At 36.7% G+C, this 20,877-nt stretch carries 14 protein-coding genes; 8 read left to right on the forward strand and 6 right to left on the reverse strand.

Annotation, left to right across the window (positions count from 1 at the left end):
• Positions 1 to 141: 141 nt before the first annotated feature.
• The 3 genes from SGJ10_12655 to SGJ10_12665 are packed head-to-tail and all read right to left on the reverse strand — an operon-like array spanning position 142 to position 2,910.
• On the reverse strand, positions 142 to 1,266 hold the full coding sequence (locus SGJ10_12655; protein ID MDZ4758974.1) for a glycosyltransferase family 2 protein: 1,125 nt from the start codon (positions 1,264 to 1,266) through the stop codon (positions 142 to 144).
• Positions 1,267 to 1,270: 4 nt separating this feature from the next.
• The gene (locus tag SGJ10_12660) at positions 1,271 to 1,609 is read right to left on the reverse strand and encodes an Hpt domain-containing protein (GenBank protein MDZ4758975.1); all 339 of its coding nucleotides are present in this window, start codon (positions 1,607 to 1,609) and stop codon (positions 1,271 to 1,273) included.
• Between the two features lie 44 nt (positions 1,610 to 1,653).
• Positions 1,654 to 2,910, reverse strand: coding sequence for an aspartate kinase (locus SGJ10_12665; protein ID MDZ4758976.1), 1,257 nt, complete (start codon positions 2,908 to 2,910; stop codon positions 1,654 to 1,656).
• An 81-nt stretch (positions 2,911 to 2,991) separates the two neighbouring features.
• Here SGJ10_12665 and fbp point away from each other — a divergent pair, with 81 nt between their 5' ends.
• The 6 genes from fbp (at position 2,992) to SGJ10_12695 (ending at position 10,689) form a co-directional block, all read left to right on the forward strand.
• Positions 2,992 to 3,993 (forward strand): class 1 fructose-bisphosphatase, encoded by a 1,002-nt coding sequence (fbp, locus tag SGJ10_12670; protein MDZ4758977.1) that lies wholly within the window; start codon positions 2,992 to 2,994, stop codon positions 3,991 to 3,993.
• A 60-nt stretch (positions 3,994 to 4,053) separates the two neighbouring features.
• Entirely contained in the window at positions 4,054 to 4,869 is an 816-nt protein-coding gene (locus SGJ10_12675; GenBank protein ID MDZ4758978.1) for a glycosyltransferase, read from the forward strand.
• Positions 4,838 to 6,076, forward strand: a complete 1,239-nt coding sequence (locus tag SGJ10_12680; GenBank protein MDZ4758979.1) for a T9SS type A sorting domain-containing protein — start codon at positions 4,838 to 4,840, stop codon at positions 6,074 to 6,076. Before SGJ10_12675 ends, SGJ10_12680 begins: the two co-directional genes overlap by 32 nt.
• 168 nt (positions 6,077 to 6,244) lie before the next feature.
• The gene (locus tag SGJ10_12685; GenBank protein MDZ4758980.1) at positions 6,245 to 7,420 is read left to right on the forward strand and encodes a T9SS type A sorting domain-containing protein; all 1,176 of its coding nucleotides are present in this window, start codon (positions 6,245 to 6,247) and stop codon (positions 7,418 to 7,420) included.
• 353 nt (positions 7,421 to 7,773) lie between these two features.
• Complete coding sequence (locus SGJ10_12690; GenBank protein ID MDZ4758981.1) at positions 7,774 to 8,856, forward strand: hypothetical protein; 1,083 nt, start codon at positions 7,774 to 7,776, stop codon at positions 8,854 to 8,856.
• A 750-nt stretch (positions 8,857 to 9,606) separates the two neighbouring features.
• A complete protein-coding gene (locus SGJ10_12695; GenBank protein ID MDZ4758982.1) occupies positions 9,607 to 10,689 on the forward strand; it encodes an erythromycin esterase family protein in 1,083 nt (360 codons plus the stop codon).
• Positions 10,690 to 10,737: 48 nt separating this feature from the next.
• Here SGJ10_12695 and SGJ10_12700 read toward each other — a convergent pair whose 3' ends face one another.
• From SGJ10_12700 to SGJ10_12710, 3 genes are all read right to left on the reverse strand, one after another.
• Positions 10,738 to 12,606, reverse strand: a complete 1,869-nt coding sequence (locus tag SGJ10_12700) for a sulfatase-like hydrolase/transferase (GenBank protein ID MDZ4758983.1) — start codon at positions 12,604 to 12,606, stop codon at positions 10,738 to 10,740.
• Positions 12,603 to 13,205, reverse strand: coding sequence for a riboflavin synthase (locus SGJ10_12705; protein MDZ4758984.1), 603 nt, complete (start codon positions 13,203 to 13,205; stop codon positions 12,603 to 12,605). Before SGJ10_12705 ends, SGJ10_12700 begins: the two co-directional genes overlap by 4 nt.
• Positions 13,206 to 13,445: 240 nt before the next feature.
• Positions 13,446 to 14,519 carry a glycosyltransferase family 9 protein gene (locus tag SGJ10_12710; protein MDZ4758985.1) on the reverse strand — a complete coding sequence of 358 codons (1,074 nt, stop codon included), beginning with the start codon at positions 14,517 to 14,519 and terminating at the stop codon, positions 13,446 to 13,448.
• A gap of 136 nt (positions 14,520 to 14,655) precedes the next feature.
• On the opposite strand from SGJ10_12710, the gene SGJ10_12715 reads away from it, so the two are divergent.
• Positions 14,656 to 18,324 (forward strand): gliding motility-associated C-terminal domain-containing protein, encoded by a 3,669-nt coding sequence (locus SGJ10_12715; GenBank protein MDZ4758986.1) that lies wholly within the window; start codon positions 14,656 to 14,658, stop codon positions 18,322 to 18,324.
• A 180-nt stretch (positions 18,325 to 18,504) separates the two neighbouring features.
• Positions 18,505 to 20,409, forward strand: coding sequence for an OmpA family protein (locus tag SGJ10_12720; GenBank protein ID MDZ4758987.1), 1,905 nt, complete (start codon positions 18,505 to 18,507; stop codon positions 20,407 to 20,409).
• Positions 20,410 to 20,877 lie beyond the last annotated feature (468 nt).

The following is a 20,877-nucleotide window of genomic DNA, read 5'->3' on the forward strand; positions in this document are numbered from 1 at the left end:
TTAATGTTGCTTGCACCAGCAAAATAATGATTCCCGCCGCGGCGGGGTTAATGATAAATTATTTCCGCCACCGGCGGCTTGCTTACGCCAACTTTCTAGTTACTATTAATTGATGATCTATCTGCCGAATGGCATTAACCATTAACCTCTTTTCACTCTTTCCCAATTCACACTCTGCTTCCCCTTCATATATCGGAAGAAGCCTAGTACGGCGGCCCAGTGCATAAATACAAAGTAAAAAGGAATATATAATACCTTTACTTTGTTTATATAATATCCTAAGATAGCAATTATATAAAATGCAATTTGCAAATAGAGAAAAGTATTATAATATATGTTTTTATCGAACAATATAATATTTGAAATAAATAATGTAATTAATGCCAAAGGGCATAAGGTCCATCGAAATACTCGGTGTGATATAAACTGAAAAGTGAGTTTGGGGTGTTTGAAAAAATTGAACATTCCGCTGTAGCGGGCCATTACTTGCCACGCACCGGCACACATACGAATTTTACGTTTCAATTCTTCCTGCACATTTGCCGACGCAGTTTCCGCAGCGTAGGCACGAGGTTCGTAGACAATTTTATATCCTTGCAAATTCAACATCACCGATTGTGTTAAATCGTCGTTGATACTGTCGGGCGGCATGGGTGTGTATAGTGCGGTGCGAACTGCAAACAGTTCGCCAGCGGCACCTACAACAGTGTAAAAATCACTGTCGAATTTCTTAATCATTGATTCGTATTTCCAATACAATCCTTCACTGGCACTGTTGGCATTGTCGGTTAAATTATATAAAATCTTTTTCTCGCCCGATACCCCAGCTACCATTTCATCCACAAAATGATTTGATATATATAATAATGCATCGGGATTTAAAGTTGAATTTGCATCGGTAAAAACAGTTATTTCCGTATCCACAAACCCAATAGCCCTATTCTCTGCCATTGATTTACCTGCTCGTTCAGGTTGATGTAACACAACAATATCAGGATATTTTTTTAATAGTTCATCCGACCCATCATCAGAACCATCAGTAATAAAAATAATTTTCTTATTTGGATAATTTAGCTCGCGGGTGTTCTTTACTTTTTCGGCTATATAATCTTTTTCATTATAGCAAGGAACTACAACAGTGATCGAAGGAGCATAAGACTTTAGCTGTTTTTTTTTGTTGAACTGTGACAATAAAAATATGGCAACAATATATAATAAATAGGTGTAAACTAAAACCAGCAGCGAAGAAAAAAACAGGGTTTCCAAGGCTTTAAATTTGCTCGATAATCTGCTTTATTTCTTCCATCGCTACATATAATTCATCAATAGCCATTTCCAATTTAGAAGGTATTTGCTCAATATGGGTATTCGTTTTTGCAAAGGTTTCAATATCTTGTAATAAATTGGTGCAAGGCAAGCCTATCATGCGTGCCGACGACTTTACTTTATGTGCCTGCATGCCAGTGGCCATGTGGTCATCGCCTTGCAATAAGCGTTTTAATTCAGTTACATCGCCGGGCATATAATCTATATAAGCCTGCAGTATTTGTTTCAGGATATCTTTGTCACCACCTGTAACACTGTTTAGATAGTCGAAGTTTATAATCATATCTTGTGGTTAGATTGTTTGTATTTGTGGATTGGATTCGTAATTTAATTCATGACAGCGTATTGTATCATATCTTGGTTTTTTTGTTCGAGCAAAACTGTCTTATTTTTAAGCATTAAATTATTTTTTTCAAAAGTAGTGTTTTTTACAGAAAGTAGTTCCACATTGTTTTTCACATCTATCTCAAAACTTGTTTTCAGTTTGTCCAAAACCTCTTCCAAATGCCCGCTGGCATTAACGCATACACTAAAGCTGATGGCAGAATTTTGCATCAAATTGACGCGGATATTGTGCTGCTTAAATTCCGTGAAAATTTGGCTTAAATGTTCTTCAGTAATAAATGAAAAATCTTTGGTGCTGAACGAAAGCAATGCTTGCTTGTCTTTGTGGATATAAAAACTCTGCGGATTGCTTTGCTCGATATTATTTATTTCAGTACCTTTCAACTCGGGTTCATAAAAAGATTTGACATAAAGCGGTAATCCCTTCTTCCTAAGTGGCTGTATCGTTTTGGGGTGAATTACATTGGCACCATAATACGCAAGTTCTATCGCCTCTTTAAATGAAAGGTGGTTCACCAATTCGGCTCCTTCATATTTTTTAGGATCGGCATTCATCACCCCAGGTACATCTTTCCAAATAGTAACAGAATTTGCCCCAAGTCCATATGCAAATATGGCTGCTGAGTAGTCGCTGCCATCACGTCCCAAAGTAGTTGTAGATAAATCGGCACTGCGGCCAATGAAGCCTTGGGTAATTACCAATTGCTTTTTCACGATAGGCAATAATTTCTTCTGTATAATATCTTCGGTAGCGGGCCAGTCGACATGTGCTTCCAAATGGTTGGTGTCGGTACAAATAAAGTTGCGGCAGTCCATCCAACGGTTTTTGAGCCCATGCCCATTAAGCCAAGTCGATATTATGCGGGTTGATATCAATTCTCCGAAGCAAACAATTTGGTCGTAAGTGTAGTCGTAGCTGCTCTCGGCAGGGGTTTCGAGTATGCACTCCAGCTCCAAAAACAGGTTGTCTATATCATCGTAAGTCTCACTTCTTTGGTCAACCAGCAAATCATTGATGATATTTTGGTGGAAATCTTTAATGGCCTGATAATTTTCCATCAAATCAGGCTTTTGTTTATAATAACTTTCAATCAATTTCTCGAAGGCGTTGGTCATTTTACCCATCGCCGAAACCACTACCAGTAAGGGTTCGTCGGTATATCGTGTAATGATATTGCCAACGTTTCTTACGGCCTCTGCATCTTTAACTGATGCCCCTCCAAATTTGAAAACCTGCATGACCTATTATTTTTTTGTCGCAAATTTGCTATAATAATTTTATTTTCGCACCATTATTAATGAACAAAAATGCAAAAAGAGATTACAGGACTAACAACAGTACACCAATTTATTTTGGATAAACAAAAGGATTTTCCCTATGCCACAGGCGAACTATCGAGGTTATTGAGAGATATTATACTGGCAGCCCGCATTATAAACAGAGAGGTGAACAAAGCCGGCTTGGTTGATATTTTGGGAAACCATGGTTCTATTAACGTGCAAGGCGAAGACGTGAAGAAATTGGATATGCTCGCCAATGAAGAATTTATCAATGCCCTGCGTCGCGGACCTGAGTGTGCCGCTGTAATTTCGGAAGAAGACGAGGATATTAATTACCTCAACAACAATGGACATTATATCGTGGCCATGGATCCATTGGATGGTTCAAGCAATATTGATGTAAATGTTTCTATTGGGACCATTTTTTCTATCTATCGCCGCCTTTCACCCATTGGTGGTCCTGTTACATTGGAAGATTGCCTGCAACCCGGCATGAACCAAGTAGCTGCCGGTTATGTATTATATGGTTCGTCCACAATGCTGGTGTATACCACAGGCAATGGCGTAAATGCTTTTACTTTAGATTTATCCATCGGTGAATTTTGTTTGTCGAGCCAAGGAATTACAACTCCCAAAATGGGCAAAATATATAGCGTGAATGAGGGCAATTACAAAAAATTCCCTGTGGGTGTAAAAAATTATATCAAGTATTGCCAAGAGGATAATAAGGAGGAGAATCGCCCTTACAGCACGCGTTATATTGGTTCTTTTGTGGCCGATTTTCACCGCAACCTCATGAAAGGTGGAATATATATATATCCACCCACTGCCAAAGATGTGAATGGTAAGCTACGGTTGATATACGAATGTAACCCCATGGCATTTTTGGTAGAGCAAGCTGGCGGACGTGCTACAGATGGCACTCGTCGTATTTTGGAAATAAAACCTGATGAATTACACCAACGTGTTCCTGTTTTTATTGGTTCAGAAACCATGGTATTGAAGGCTGAGGAATTTGTACAAGCAGAAGTTGTGGCGTAAATAAATAATGATTTTAAGCAAGCAACCATTTGGAATATATGTTGTCTTTATCATAATTGAATGATTAGTATTATAACGCCGATATATAACCAACTTGCGATGAATAAACTTTTTTATGAGAGTTTGTTGCAAAATACTTTTCATCCTTTTGAATTAATTATTATCGATAATAAATCGGACGACGGTTCGCGAGAGTATTTTGAAGGTAAAGAACATGTAGTTTTGATAAAAAATGAATTCAACTATTCATATCCTTATTGTAATAATTTGGGCATCCAAAAGTCAAGGTTTGAATATATGGCTTTTTTAAACAATGATATTATATTATCAGAAGATTGGGATAAAAAGTTGATGGCGTGCATGGAGGTGAACGACGTTCAATTTATATGCCCTTGTGGCACTGAACGTATGGGAACTAAAGAACTAACCACAAAGAGAATGCTACGGTGGAAACTGATTAGTACTCCATTGCGTAAAATCTCAGTGAATATTCTTAGTTTGAAATGGATGATGAAATTGATGTATAGCAGTTATGAAAAATATGCCGCCAGCTTATTTCGTAAATATGGATTCAAAATAAAAGAAGGCTTTTGCGGTTTTGCTATATTAACTACCAAAACCAATTTAAATAAAATTGAAGGCATGGACATCAGAGTGCAGGAGGCCGATTGGGATTTATTTGTAAAAGTTAAAAAAAGAAGTATTGATATTGGCGATATGAAGCCAATTCAAATTGCTTTGGGTATATTTGTGCACCACTTTGGGAGACTTACAGCAAAAAGCAATTTCCCCGATTTTAAAGACAGAAATAATTTATATTCATTCGATGATAAATGGACAGAACATGAAAGAAAAAAATACTTGCAAAATTTATAAATGGATTTTGGCAGCCAGTATTATACTATGCTGCAATAAAACTATTCTAAGTCAACAACTAATTAACGTTCGGATTATATATATAGATCCGGCTAAGAAAATTATAGCATTGACTAATTATTTGGATGCAGATTCCAACTTAAGTGATTGGAGAGTTAGTTCAAACGGTATCGATACTCCTTTGTCGAAACTTGTTACGATATTGGGTAATTTGAATCCATGCAAAAACACCCAAAGTTTGGTATTGCAGGGTCTTACGATGGATCCCAATAAAGGCTCCCTAAGTTTGCATTTACCCAATTTGCCAATTGACTCACAATCGCTGCACGATTTTGTACAGTGGGGAGATTCTTCTCAAGCTTTTGAAGCTGATGCTGTCATGAAAAAAATATGGAGACAAGGTAGATATATAACGGCCAAACCTCCATTTTCTTTTAAGTGTACTTACGGCGACCACGATGATACTTGTTGGCAAGGAATAAAAGCACCTGTCATAAATCTGCGTTTTGCCTATGTGAGTAATATTAATAATTCTATATGTATAAAAAATGCAGGGGTATCTAATGTGGATTTATCTTATTCTGCTTTATGCATCAATGGAAATTGCTATGATACTATCAAAAATATGCCAATGAATCTCTTGAAAGGTAACTTGAACATTCTCAAAAATGATTCAGTGGTGATACAGTTTAAAAATGATTCAATACTTTATTCAGGTTCTGCGGCGTTGTTTGCTTTCCCAAAATTATATAATGACACTTCTGTATTGCTCGACTTTGTTCAATGGGGAGATAGTATGCAACCCTATTCGTCATTGGCAGGGCAAAAAGGTATATGGGATTCGCTGCAAACGGTAGATATAGCCAAAAATGATTCAATAGTGTACACAGGCAATTATACATTTGCACAAAGTGGTGCAAGCTACTGGGAGACAAGGCATCTGCTGGGGATATATCTTGATGAATTCAGGCAAGATTATGTAACTCTTTATCCAAATCCAACAGCACAATTCTTAAATATAAATTCTACTATTTCTAGTAAAATATATTATCATATAATTGACATCACAGGCAAAGTGATGGGCAATGGCACTATATATAATACCCAACAGCTAGATATAAGCAAATATGCAAACGGTATATATTATATCAAATTATATAAAGATGCAGGAAATCCTGGTATTATTAAGTTTGTGAAAGTAAATTAATATAGCTCAAAAAAGAATATCGAACAAGGAATAATGCCCGCCGCGACGGAAAGATTATATAAGTAATAAAACTTCAAACTTCTAAAATCGTTAATCCTTGTTCATCAATCTAATCTCACATTGAAAAAATATTTTTCCTATATCATCGTCTGTCTTTGTTTCACAAATGTGTCAGCCAAGGTACGCTTTGTAGGCATCGATCCAGTATATAAAGTACTCACTATTAAAAACTATTATACCGATACACAAGACTTGGCCAAGTTTACCTTAGTATATAAAGGCGACACCATTTCATTAGGTAAGCTTAATTTGATATCAGGCTCTCTGAAATGTCCGCCCAAATTTTTCGCTTTTTTTTCTGTCCCAGATATCGACTACGATTCAGGTTCATTTGGAATGTATGATAATCGTTACGGCTCACAAATTAATCCTTCCAATTTTTGCGATTTTGCACAATGGGGTAGGGCAGGGCAGCCCTATGAATACTTGGCAGATTCGATGAAGTTTTGGAAAAAAGGAGATTATATAAATGGCAATCTATCCGCATTCAATTTTACGGGCGGTTCTACTGACCGGGGCGTGACTTATTGGACGGCTTTCAAAAAACCATTATTAGGTTTGCGAATAGTATATATCAAGCCCTACAAACAACAAATAGGTATTAAAAACACGGGCAATAGCAATGTTGATATATCAAATTTATATATTGCTAATGATACGGGATGCAGTGATTCCATTAGCCGCATGCCGTTTGCCGTATTAAAAGGCAAGCTCAATTTATTAAAGAATGATACAATTATACTCGGTGGTTTTTATATGGGCGATACCGTAGGTTCAGCGGCTTTGTTTTTTAATATAAATCGATATGATACCGTTAACCTCCTCGACTATGTAAAGTGGGGTAGGGGGCATAGTCGGTTTGCATATTTGGCACAACAAAAAAATATATGGGATACTACACAATTTATCACCATTAAATCCAATGATTCTTTTCATTATATTGGTAATTTTACTAAGCTGCAAACAGGTGCAGCATTCTGGGAAGTATATAAAGTAGATACAGGCCATGTAGATACTACCGATACCACTTCCATACAAAGTTATTATATCTCTCCCGAAAAAATTAGTATACAAAATATCAATAATGTTTTAAATATCACCAACAACACGGTCGAGAAAATGAACATGGAATTGATAGACCAAAGCGGGAAGATTCTTACTACTCATGCTGTACAAATGGGTCTAAACGAATATAATATAGCAAACTTACCCCAAGGCATATATTATATATTGGTGCAGAAAGATGGGTGGAAAATGGTGGATAAGATAATGATTAATGATTAATGATTAATGATGGCCGCCGCTGCGGAATGAATGATGAATTGCGAATTGCATGTTTTGTCATTCCGACAATAGGAGAAATCTTAAAATGACGAATATGTATACTCAGAACACAATTTTTCCATGATGACTTCGGACTGGCGTTGTCGCCAACCGAAAAAACCATCGCACCATTCTTTTGTGGTTGGCGACAACTCGAGACCACAAGCAGTGCCGCGAGCTTTTGTCTTGAGTATACATATGCCTATAATGATAATTACGTAAAAACTAAATATATCATAAAAAAAATTATAATATTAATTCTTTTAGGTAATCATCTGTGCACCCATGCTCAAGATATAAAATGGGTCACTGATGTGCAAACAAAGTATGTTGACAACAAGCAAACTCATAGTACTTTAGGGATATTAAACACCTTAGACAAAACAGGAAGTTATATAAAAGATATTTCGTTTTCCGATACTTTGTCAATGTTTGGCAAAACTTTTTATCCCTTAGGTTCACAGTCCATCATCGTTATGCGTTTTGACGCGAATGGGAATTATAAATGGGGTATTACCCTAAAGGCACAAGGTATGGTAACGTTAGAAGATATGGTTTCTGACGATTCATGCAATATTACGGTGATCGGTGATTATGAAGGAAAAATGCAATTACCCAATGCACAAATATTTGATACATTGCAGTACAATATGCAGGGATATATTATTAAGTTCGATTCATCAGGTAATATTATTTGGGCAAAAAATCACCATTATAGTTCATCTGGTTTTACTTTTAAAATCATCAATGACAAACAAGGGAATTTGTATTTTTCCACAGTTGCTGCGTTTGCTTTTGAATTAGCACATGATAGTGCATTTTTTTTGTCGTCCAGCTTTGCAATTGTTAAGTTTGACAGGGGTGGCAATATCGTTTTGTACAAACGAATCAAACCCTATTCTGGTAATATTGCCGTGTCGGATAATGGCAAATTTATATATCTATTTTCATTCATGGTAGGTAAGTCAACTTATATATATGATAAAGATACTTTGGTAAATCCCAATCCAAAATACAATTATATATTATCAGCTTATGATGATAAGGGGGACAATATTTACCACAGGATGTTAACGGCTAACGTACATGATGGCTATGAAGATTTAGCGTACAAAAATATGTATGTTGATGATGTGGGAAATTGCTATTTCACCTATAGGCATAGTGGAATATTAGTGGAAGCAGGTCGAACATTTTATACAGCACCCTTAAGTTATCCCGACCCGGTGTGGATGAAAATCGATATAAATAGAAATATCATTTGGGCGGTATCGGGCACCGATTCTACCAGTTCAGGATTTGCAGGACTTATGGACACCATAGCTACAGGTATTATATATACACATTTTAGAACTAAACAAGACAGCAGAATTAACAATATTATAATCAAATTCTGATTATATCATATTTTTTGATACTGCCGGCAAAATAATTCGACTAAATGAAATAGACCGTTATTATAAAGGTTATGGCAAGTCGCTGGAAACAAATGGAAGTGCTGTTTGGGTTCAGTCTTACGATTCCATTTATTGGAATGGACAATGGTTTGGAACAGGAAGAGACAGCTATCCTTTAATTAAATTTGATTTGTCTCAATATAGTGTGAATATAAATAATTTTTCGAATCAGAATGGTTTTCATATCTACCCCAATCCTTCATCTGGCACAGTAACAATAATTTATAGTAGTACTGTAAACAAAAATCAAATGGTCGCAGTATACAATATACTGGGCGAGGTGGTTTATAGTGAAATATGGAATAATTCAATAAGACAAAAGACAATCGATTTATCTCATTTGCGAAGAGGTTTATATCTGATTTGTATTGGGGACGAAACTAGGAAATTGATATTAGGGTAGCTTCTCATAAGTTAACATCATTTTTCATTATTAAAGTATACAATATGAAGAAATATATTAGGTTCATATTTACTCTCTTTATAATACATTGTGTATTAATTGCAAATGCACAAAAGCATATTAAAAAATATGTAATACCAATTCTTAAACTAAAATAGTTCTCTGCCTGTGGCGGATTTAGTTTTTAGAATGGTAATACCGATCAAATTAATTCGATAGAACCAGACTCAACTGATTATTCTGACTTAGAAGCGATAGGAAATGCAATTGGAGATGCCAGAATTGTTATGCTTGGAGAACAAGACCACGACGACGCCCCAACATTCTTAGCCAAAACAAGATTAATAGAATATTTGCATGAGAAAAAGGGATTTGATGTATTAGCATTTGAAAGTGATTTTTTTGCATTGAATTATGGTTGGGACAATCTTAAAAAAGTAGAAAGAGAGATTGATACTTTTATTCGGTTTAATATTTTTCCAGCATGGACATATTGCCATACCTGCTCAAATTTATTTTATGACTATATCCCTAAAACATACAAAACCGCAACACCGCTCATTATCTCAGGATTTGACAACCAGATGCATCTAAACTATTCTTCAAAGAATCTAGTTGCAAAGCTTGATAGCGTAGTAAGATTATTGAATTTGTCAATTACTAAAATGCCCGAATACTCATCTGAAGTAATTGCACTTTTAACATCGCAAATGAATTGGTATGATATAGAAGAAAGGGATACTACACTATTCGCAAAATATGATTATTATCTCAATCTTATAAAATTACAACTAGGTGAAAAACTGAACACCAATGATTTTTGGTATCTGGTAGATGAAAATTTAATTCAAAAATATTTGAGGATTAAAGGTAATGGAAATATCGACAATAGAGACTATCAAATGGCTCAAAATTTAAAATGGCTAAGTGAAAATAAATTTCAAGATAAAAAAATAATTGTGTGGACCGCAAGTTTACATATCTCAAAAAAATCTGAGAACTATCAAATAAAATACAAGGTGGATGACACATTTATGGGAACTTATTTTGCAGAAGATACTATTGCTTTAAGAAGTACTTATTATCTTGGGTTTACTTCTTTTAATGGGCAAGTGGGCTGGGTAGGGGAGAAAGGGCATAAGATACTGGAACCTCAGTATAATAGTTTTGAGAATTGGATAAGCAAAAAATCTAATTTCTCATTTGTAGATTTCAAAACATACAACAATATTTTCGATAAAAAGCAAGAAGCTTTCAATATGTCAGGTTTTGGACATCATAATACCGACATGTATTGGACTAAAATATTTGATGGTGTTTTCTTTATAAGAGAAATGTATCCTTGTAAAAATATATTTCAATGGAAATAGAACCAATCGTATGCCGCTAATTATCGGCACGTAATTCTAAATTCGTTATTATTTAGCAAGGTATTGCCTAAAAACTTCCTGTAAATAACTTTTAGCTTCAATACCCATTTGCGGTATCTTGGTACTATCACTCACTTGTATATTAAACAATTTATTATTGTCGCCGTGATGCACCGAGAGCTCGCCCCAGGGCCTTACCCATGTATCACCATCCCATGAGAAAACCATGTAGGCAAATTCTTGTGTATACGGATTTAATACATTTTTGCTCCAAGTAAATTCATCATGTTTTAAATTGAGTTGTGCCAATAAAGTAGCAGCGATATCTACTTGAGAAACCACTTTAGTATGTTTGTATCCTCGGTATTCTTTTTTAATTACATCGCCATATAATAAGAACGGAATACTGTGGTGGGTAGAAGGTACCAAATCGGTATGTTGCGGCGTATTGTGACTGTGGTCGGCCATAAATACAAAAAGCGTATTTTTGTACCAAGGCTGCTTTTTCGCTTCTTTAATAAATGCACCAATACAACTATCAGTATAATAAGCTGAGTTAAGATATGGTTTCTCGTCACCGCCTTTGGTAATAGGGTTTGCACAGGGCATATCATAGGGATTGTGCGTGCTAACGGTAAACATTGAATTCATAAAAGGTTGCTTGGCACTATTACATTCTTTTAATAATTCGTTGAACATATAGCCATCATGTATACCCAGTTTTCCTTCAGGATATCCCGAAAAATCCTTGCCTTCCTGTATCTTGTCAAACTTATTATACATCATATAACCTTTTATATTTCCATATATCAATTGTCCGCCAAACATAAAAGAAGTATAATAACCTGCCTGTTTAAAATTATTGACCATTGATGGTAAGTGCTGGAATTTGTCGGGCTGACTTATAATAGAGTGCAAAGGTTGCGAAGGGAATGCACTCCATATAGCAGCCATACCTTGGTCGCTACGTTCGCCGGTAGCAAAGCATTTGGTGAATAGATAACCATCATTGCTCAAGCTTTCAAATACAGGAGCGATACCACTATCTCCTCCACAATATTTAATAAGGTCGGCACTCCAACTCTCAAGTATTACAAAAACGATATTTGGTTTTTCTACATTGAGTATATGTATAGTAGTATCCTTTTCAACACTATATAATTCTTTTAATACTTTTTGAGCTTCGGCATCAGCAAAAAATTGATAGGGATTATGCCGTGTATCTATTTCTATATTTTGGTAAATGCTATTCATGAAATTCCAAAACGAATTTGTAGCGGCAATATTCAAGTCGTTATTATTAGAATAGTAACACTCACTTTGGTTGATAGGTATTTGTTGGAGACCACCACGCAAACCTACACCCACCCCTAGTGCACCGAGGAAAAGAAATGGCAAAGGGAAGAACCAATTGCGTGTGAATTGTTCTATTTTAAGATATATAAATCTGTTGAAACTATATATTGAAATAAAAGTAAAAGATCCAAACAAAGCAAACAATAAAAGTATTTTACTTGAAGGCAATGTATTAAATGCCTCCGAAGGATGCTGTAAATATACAATAGCTTTGTAGTTGAGTTTTACTCCCCATTCAGTATACAAATCCAGCTCGAAAACAGTGATGGCACTTATAGCTACAATAATAATATAACAATAATATTTGAGAACGATATTGATATATTTTGCCCCATGCAAACTCATCAAAAATATAAGAACCACTGGCAAACCCATAATATAACAAGCCGCTGAAACATCGAGCCTGAGGGAGTAGGGGAATATTTTGAGTACTTCTATAAATGAGTTTTCAAAAATCTTGTCGGCATGATAGATGATAAATAATAATCGCCCAGCTTGAAAAAAAATCAACCAAAACAAGAAAATTTTTAAAGTATAAATGGCTAAGTTTTTCCAGTTCATTTGCCCAAAATCTTTTGTATATATTTACCTATAACATCAAACTCCAAGTTAACGCTGCTTCCTTGTTTTATATTTTTGAAATTGGTATGCTCAAAAGTATATGGAATTATTGCAACACTAAAACTTTCATTAGTAGAATCGACCACAGTAAGGCTCACGCCGTTCACACATATACTTCCTTTAGGTATGGTAATTTGCGTTTTATCATTATATATAAATTCAAATTTCCAACTTCCGTTTTCTTCTATAATGCTTTTGCAAACACCTTTACCATCTGCATGGCCTTGCACGATATGTCCATCAAAGCGGCCATTGGCGGGCATACAGCGTTCTAGGTTTATCATATCACCGATTTGTAATTCACCTAAATTTGTTTTGTGGAGCGTTTCATCTATGGCTGTAGCTGCATAATAATTATCGTATAAATGGGTAACGGTTAAGCATACACCATTATGTGCAATGCTTTGCCCCAATGCAAGTTGGTTCACAAAGTTGCAGGCAATCTCCATCTCCAAATTCCCCGAATTCTTTTTTAGATTTCGAACAGTTCCTAAGGTTTCTATAATACCGGTAAACATAGTTAATTTACGATTTGTCACTCTGTACCGATAGCTATCGGGATTATCGAAGAGTTACGAGTTACGATTGACGATGTACGATGTACGATGTACGATTGATGCGGCAGGATAATTGAATACATTTTCTTATTCTTATATATTTAGTTTTAAATTTTCTAACCCTTGCTACTTGCTACTTCCCGCCACGGCGGGCTTACTACTTCTAGCTTCCCTTTGCCGCGGCGAACCCACTTCCTACTCCCCACTTCTAGCTCCCCACTTCTAGCTTCCCACTATCCCTTCCACCGCCTCAAACACCTTCTCCGCTGCTAACTCCTCCATACAGCTCACCCCATCCACACAGGTTCCTCGGTAAAAACATTTACATTCTTTGGAGGGTTGTACTATAATACCATTATCACCTTTCACATTAAATTCGTACGGGTTAAATATATTATTCATCAATACCATTTTTTTGCCCAAGCCCATAGTGATATGCATAGCCATCGTAACCTGTGTTACTACCAAATCGCATTGATATACCAAATTGATGAATTGTTGCAAAGGGAAATATCCGAAATATATAGCTCCTGTTTTTTCTTCCAGTTCTAGGTTGCGTTCATGTTCTTGTTTGCCACCCAATATTAAAACATTATAGTTTTTCGACTGTAATAATTTAATCAGTTCTACCCATTTTTCAGTGCTCCACAGGCGTGTTACCCATCGATCGCCGCAGCCTGTATTTAGCCCTATAGTTTTTTTACTTTTATCGAGTTGCCAGCTATATCCTTTATCCTCGTGGTTATCGAGCAAATATTTTTCGTTAGTATAAGTATATCCGCAAATTTCAAAAATCTCTTCGGGATAGCTTTTGGTATTGGCTTGGCTCACATCATCGAACAAACCTGTATCAAATTTGTGTTGGGCCAAATCATTATAGGGTTGTATCACACCGTCTTTCAATATAAAACCGTGTTTGGTTTTGGAAGCAATGGTTTGCAATAAGGCCCCGGCTTCTTTATCTTTATCTAGGTTGATCGTAATATCCCATTCTGTATTTTGGATATATAATATATTTTTAAGCTCGAAACTTAGTATTTCATGAATCTCACTTTTGGGCAAAATATCGGGAGTAAGGGTGAGCCAAGTAATTTTACATCCTGGATATTCAGCTTTTAATTTCTGAACCAAAGGTGTTGTTCTAATCACGTCGCCCATTGCACCCAGTTTAATGATTAGTATCTTGTGCGTAACTTTTTCGTAGTAAGAGCAACCTTCGCAGTGAACTTTATGTCTCTTATGTGGGTTACAAGGTAGGTCTCCTCTAAAATGAATACAATCGGCTTGATAGAACATAATTTATATTTTGAATTTGCAAAGATATGCAGCCAACCTTTTTGGCACACGTTTCGTTACGGTGAATATGAAATATTTTTTTTAAGGCCGAAATATTTTGGTTACTTGAATTTTTATCCGTTATTTTGAATTGTCAATGACAAAACGTAGTTCATTACTGAAAATAATATTGCTGGTATTTGGCTTCGTAGCCTTTAGTCAGGAAGCAAATTCAACCCATTTAATGGGAGGGAGTTTAACCTATACATACCTCAATCAGGTAACAGGGCCTGGCGGACAGAAGATGGTTAGGTATAGAATTACACTAAAAGTATATAGAGATTGTAGTGTGATCACCAATGCCAATTTGGATGACCAGATTGAAATAGCGATTTATAATCACAATCCTAATAAAGACGAGCATCCACTTTATACTTCCACATTTCTTTCTCTTGCCACCCCCACAAAAACAATTAAGCCCCCAGCAGCCTGCAATAAAATTAGCTACTGTGTGGAAGAAGGAATTTATGAATCAACGATAGATTTACCTGTTTCGCAAAATGGTTATCACTTGGTTTATAAGCGTTGTTGCCGAAACCAACAGATAAATCTGCAATATGACCAAGGCCAAACTTATTATGTATACATCCCCAATACCGATTTAAAAAATAGTAGCCCTTATTTTACTGAACCCCCAGTGCCTTTTTTGTGTGTGAACGATACAAATGCCATTAATAATTACACCATCGACAAGGACGGTGATTCATTGGTTTATAAATTTTCTTATCCCTATAAAGGTGGAGATAAAAATAAGCCCAAGCCAGCTTCTACCAATAATTTTTACTTGAATCCATCCAATAATCCTACGGGCGACGAAACTGCTACTTTACCGCTAGTCGACTATAACTCAGGTTATTCGTTTTCGCAACCATTTGGAAATAGTGGTTATAATTCAATTAATATTAGTACAGGTTTGTGCAAATATAAAGCAACACTAAAGGGCAATTATTCCTTGGCCGTAGATGTGTTTGAATATAGAAATGGTAAGCTTATTAGTTCAGTGAGACGCGATGTGCAATTGATATTTGGAATTTGCCCACCCAATAAAGAACCTCAATATAATTTAAACGGTAGCCTAACGCCACCTAAAGGAATTGATGGTAAATACTATGAGGTTGAGGCAGGCAATAAAATTTGTTTCGATATAAAATTAACAGATACGCCTTCACAAACGGTTGATGTAGTTGTTAAAGGCGAGCCTTTGGTGGGATCTGTCAGATTAGGAACCCAGAACTTGGCTACCTGCAGCAATGTAAGCGGTACTGGTGGAACTATTACAACCACCTTCTGCTGGCAAACAGTATGTAACCAGGCAGATAATGTCCCTTATTTTGTTACAGCAACTGCTACCGATGATGGTTGCCCGCCAAAGAGTTCCATCATCAATATCTTTATAAAAGTAAAACCTATTATCGATACTGGTGCACTTAAAGGTGACACTATTGTGTGCCAGAATAAAGTGATACCCTATTATACCGATGCCAAAACTGGTTATTCTTACGATTGGACAGTGGTGAACGGTAACATCAAATCAGGGCAGGGCACTAATTCAGTAAATGTGGAATGGCCAAATGCAGGAGCGGGCAAAGTGATAGCGGTTCTTAAGAATTCTGCTGGGTGTACAAGTACGCCTACGGAGAAAGATGTGCAAATACTTCCACCGGTAATTGCAAAACCAGTTAGTGGCGATACTGCATTGTGCGAGTTTGCAACCAATAAACCATATAGTATACAAGCAAGCTCAGGTTCTACTTATAAATGGTTTGTATACAATGGGAAAATTATTTCAAATAACCCACAGAATTCAATTTTAGTAAATTGGGGTACTCGTGGCACAGGTTATGTGGCTGTTGTAGAAACCAATCAATATGGTTGTAGCAGCGACAGTATGTATTTGTTTGTGAATATATATTTCCCCAACACCGGGCCTATGAAGGGAACACAATCTGTTTGTCCCAATGTGCCAGGTGTTGAATATGAAATACCTCAAACAAGTGGGTCAACTTATTATTGGAAAATTATTGGAGGTACACAATCATCGGGCGGGAACACCAATAAAATTACCGTCGATTGGGGTAATGTGGGGCAAGGATTTGTGGAAGTATTAGAGATAAATAAATATGGTTGCGTGGGCGATACACTTATGCACCCTGTGTCAAAAGAATATACACTTAAAGGCCAAACACCCACAGGCGATACTATTGTATGTGCGTTTACCACCAAGGTTGTTTACCAAGTTAATTATACCAACCGCAGCCATTATGCTTGGCAAATAAATGGAGGTACCATTACCTCCGATAATGATAGCGGAAAAGTAACCGTAGATTGGGGTGGACCTGGTATCGCAAATATATCTTGTAAAGAGACTTCATTCGATTCAGTAAATAATTTGCCTTGTTTTGGTAGTTTTGTAAGATTGGATGTACGCATCGCTCCTTTGCCAAGTGCCAATGCCATTTTTGGCAATATGGATTTTTGTGAATCTAGTAAATTATTATTTTATCTAACAAAAGGAAATGCTGGCTCTACTTATCAATGGAGTTTAGATGGTGTAACCTTGCCGCAAACTACTGATACCCTTTCGCTCGCATTCCCGCTTGCTGGCAGTTACACACTATCATTTATCGAAACTACCAAAGATAATTGTGTGGGGCTAACATTCGATACTATTATTATTGTTCATCCCAAGCCAACTACTTTACCTATTACAGGAGATACCAGTATTTGTTACCCCAATTTTAAAAATCATGTATATAATGTTTCTGGTTTTGCAAATTCAACATTCGATTGGCGTATGCAAAATGGCAATATAAAAAATGGCCAAGGTACAAATACTATCACCGTCGATTTCTTGGGCAAAAACCCCGTATCGTTATATGTAATAGAAAGATCAGAATTTGGATGTGTGGGCGATACCATATCACTGCCACTCTATATAGATCGACCACTACTAAATATAGACTATGTAACAGTGGGCAAAATAAATGATGTAGTGAACGAAATTTATTGGACTTTATCATCGGCACCACGCTACAATTCAGTTTTTGAAATATATAGAAGAATAGCATATACAGCAGATACCTTTAAGCTTATTGGAACTGTCGAAGGCTCTATTCGCACGTACACAGATGCCAATGTGCTGGTAAATAAATCTAATTATGAATACCTTGTTAGGGGTTATGACTTATGTGGTTCACCTATTCAAACCAATATACATACTACCATACTATTGCGGGGTACAAAACCTAAACCCTACGACGATTCTCTATTTTGGACGCAATACTTTGGATGGCCAAGCGGTGTAGATGCATATAATATCATGCGTAAGTTCCCCGAAGATCCAGATTACTTAAACTACGATGCCACCTCTTTCGATACCATCAGAGAGTACAGCAATGGATTCGATAGCTACGAACAATCATATAGAATTATGGCCAGCCAATCGGGAGGAAATTATATATCTTGGTCAAATAAAGTCATCTTTAATTTTGACCCCGCTTGTTGGATACCCAATGCCTTCACGCCCAATGGAGATAATTTGAATGATTTTTTTGAATTAAAAGGTGGTAGCCTCAAAACATTTGAGATTAATATTTATAACCGTTGGGGCGAACATTTATTTACTTCCAATTCGCTCAAAACTAGTTGGGATGGTAAATTCCATAATGCTGATTGTCCTGTGGATGTGTATGTATATGTAGTCAAATTTTGGGGTTTCGACAATGTACTTCAATCTAGCACAGGCGAGATTCATCTGATACGCTAGTTTTTCAATCCAGCCACCCTCTCAGATGTATGCCGCACACAAAGGAAATACTTATGCTCTGCCATGTTTTCGGAGTTCGCATTGCCACCAACGCTACTGGTCATCGGGATGCACACAACAGTTTACTATACTAGATTTCAATTAGTTCAAATTCTTTAACCTCATATTACTTTTGCCCCTATGATTAAACGCGTAGCAAAAATATTTTTTTCTTTATTATTTGTGTGGTCTTGCGGCACAGCACAGCCTATTTCCGACGGTGGAACTCAAAATAAAAAAGCCCTTAAAAAATTTAATGAGGCTCTAGCTGGTATCGATACCAAAAAGCCTGTAGAGCTCATCAAAATGCTCGATGACGCCATTGAAAAAGATCCCCAATTTATTGATGCTTATATGCTGAAGGCAGGGATTCTGGCCGAGAATAAAAAATATGATGATGCCATCTCAGTTTTTGAGAAAGTATTGACGATAAATCCCGACTATGCGATGGCATATTATAGGTTGGGTGAGACACAGAGTGAGTTGGGCAATTTTGAAAAGACCCGAGCTGTGTTAGAAAAGTTTTTAGCGTATCCCAAAAATCCTGAAGCTAGAATTAATGTAGCGAAGAGGTTATTGGCCAAGGCAAATTTTGCTATCAATGCCATGAAAAACCCAGTAAAGTTCGAACCTGAGAACTTAGGTCCAAATATTAATACCCAATACAAAGATTACTTCCCCAGCTTCACTGTAGATGGCAAGCAAATGATATTTGATAGAAATGTAAATGGCAACGAAGAGTTTTATATATCGCAAGTTGATGGCAAAACATTTACTCCAGGTAAATTATTGCCCGCCCCTATGAACAGCAATCAACGCCAAAGCTATCCCAGTTTTACTGCCGACGGCAAATTTGTTTTTTTTGCACGGTTTACAGCGGGAGGTGGTGAAAATTGTGATATATGGTTTTCGCATTTTAATGGTTCGGTATGGGAGAGCCCTACAAATTTGCAAGGTCCGATAAATACCCTTGCTTGGGAATCGCAACCATGTATTAGTGCCGATGGAAGAACTTTATACTTCCTCAGCAACAGAAAAGGTAGCATTGGGTATTCTGATATATACGTAAGTAAATTTGGTGAAAAAGGTTGGTCAGTTCCAGAAAATTTGGGACCCGGTATCAACTCAGTGGGCGAAGAAGAAGCACCTTTTATTCATCCCGATGGTAAAACATTATACTTCTCTTCATCTGGTCGCATAGGCATGGGCGAAAATGATATATTTATGAGTCGCTTAAGTAAGGATGGCAAATGGGGGGAAGCAGTCAATATGGGCTATCCCCTCAACTCTACCAAAGATGAACGATGTATGATAGTAGCTGCAAATGGTATTGATGCTTATATCACTACCGATAATTTGAAAGGCTATGGCGATTGGGATATATATAAATTCACCCTCGACCCTGCCTATCGGCCACAGCAGGTTACTTATGTAAAAGGTACCATAGTGGACGATAAAACAAGTAAGCCTTTGGGAGCACTTATAGAGGTGTTTGATTTATATACCAAAGAAAGTTATTATATATCCCGCTCCAATTCATCAAATGGGCAGTTCTTTGCCTGCCTGCCCACGGGGTCTAGTTATATGTTTAAAGTTCAAGGAGAAGGATATTTATTTTATACAGAAAATTATTCTTTCCCAAACTCAAACTCCGTTCAAAAACCCGAACAGCTTTCTATCCGTTTGCAAAAACTAGAGATCGGAAGTAGCTTAAGATTGAACAACGTATTTTTTGAAACCGATAAATTCGATTTAAAACCCGAATCATTTACCGAGCTCAATTTGGTAGTAGACCTGCTCAAGAAAAATCCCAAAGTAAAAGTAGAACTCGGCGGCCACACCGACTCCATAGGCAGCAAACAATTAAACAAAACTCTCTCAGCCAGCAGGGCAAAAGCAGTATATGATTATTTGGTGGGCAAAGGAATCCCCGCCACACAACTCACCCACAAAGGCTATGGCGACACGGTTCCCTTCACCTCAAATAAAACCGAGGAAGGACGGAAGATGAATAGGAGGACGGAAATGAAGATTGTGGCGATTTAAGGGAGGAGGTACTTGCCATATTGCAGTATTAGGGTGCTTAGTATTTGATAAGGAAAAAAGGTTGCCCTCGCTAAGGCATTCGGTTCTCCCCGCCAGCTTGCAGGGCGATCGGGATTGTTTCAGAATCTGGATGCAGCATAGCTATTTGTTTTATTATCAGTTTGGAAACTACTATCCCCTCTTTATCCCTCCGCCTTCGGCGGATAGAATTTGTAATTCAATTTTATATAAAATTGAATTACACTCTCTACAAATTCTTAATCGATTCAGCAGTTCTAATTCTGAATTTGGGTTTAGGGTTTGATTTTTTATTAGACCTCTTTCATAATTGAAAATTGTAAAGTCCAGCAATCAGATTAAGTCTCAGGTTATATTTCTTTCTTCTGTTCCTATATTTTCCAGCAATAATTCTGAATATTTTCAAACAGCGAATTATGTTTTCAACCAAAACTCGGCTTGATGAAATTA

It is taken from the genome of Bacteroidota bacterium (genome assembly GCA_034439655.1).
Classification (GTDB): domain Bacteria; phylum Bacteroidota; class Bacteroidia; order UKL13-3; family UKL13-3; genus CANJUD01.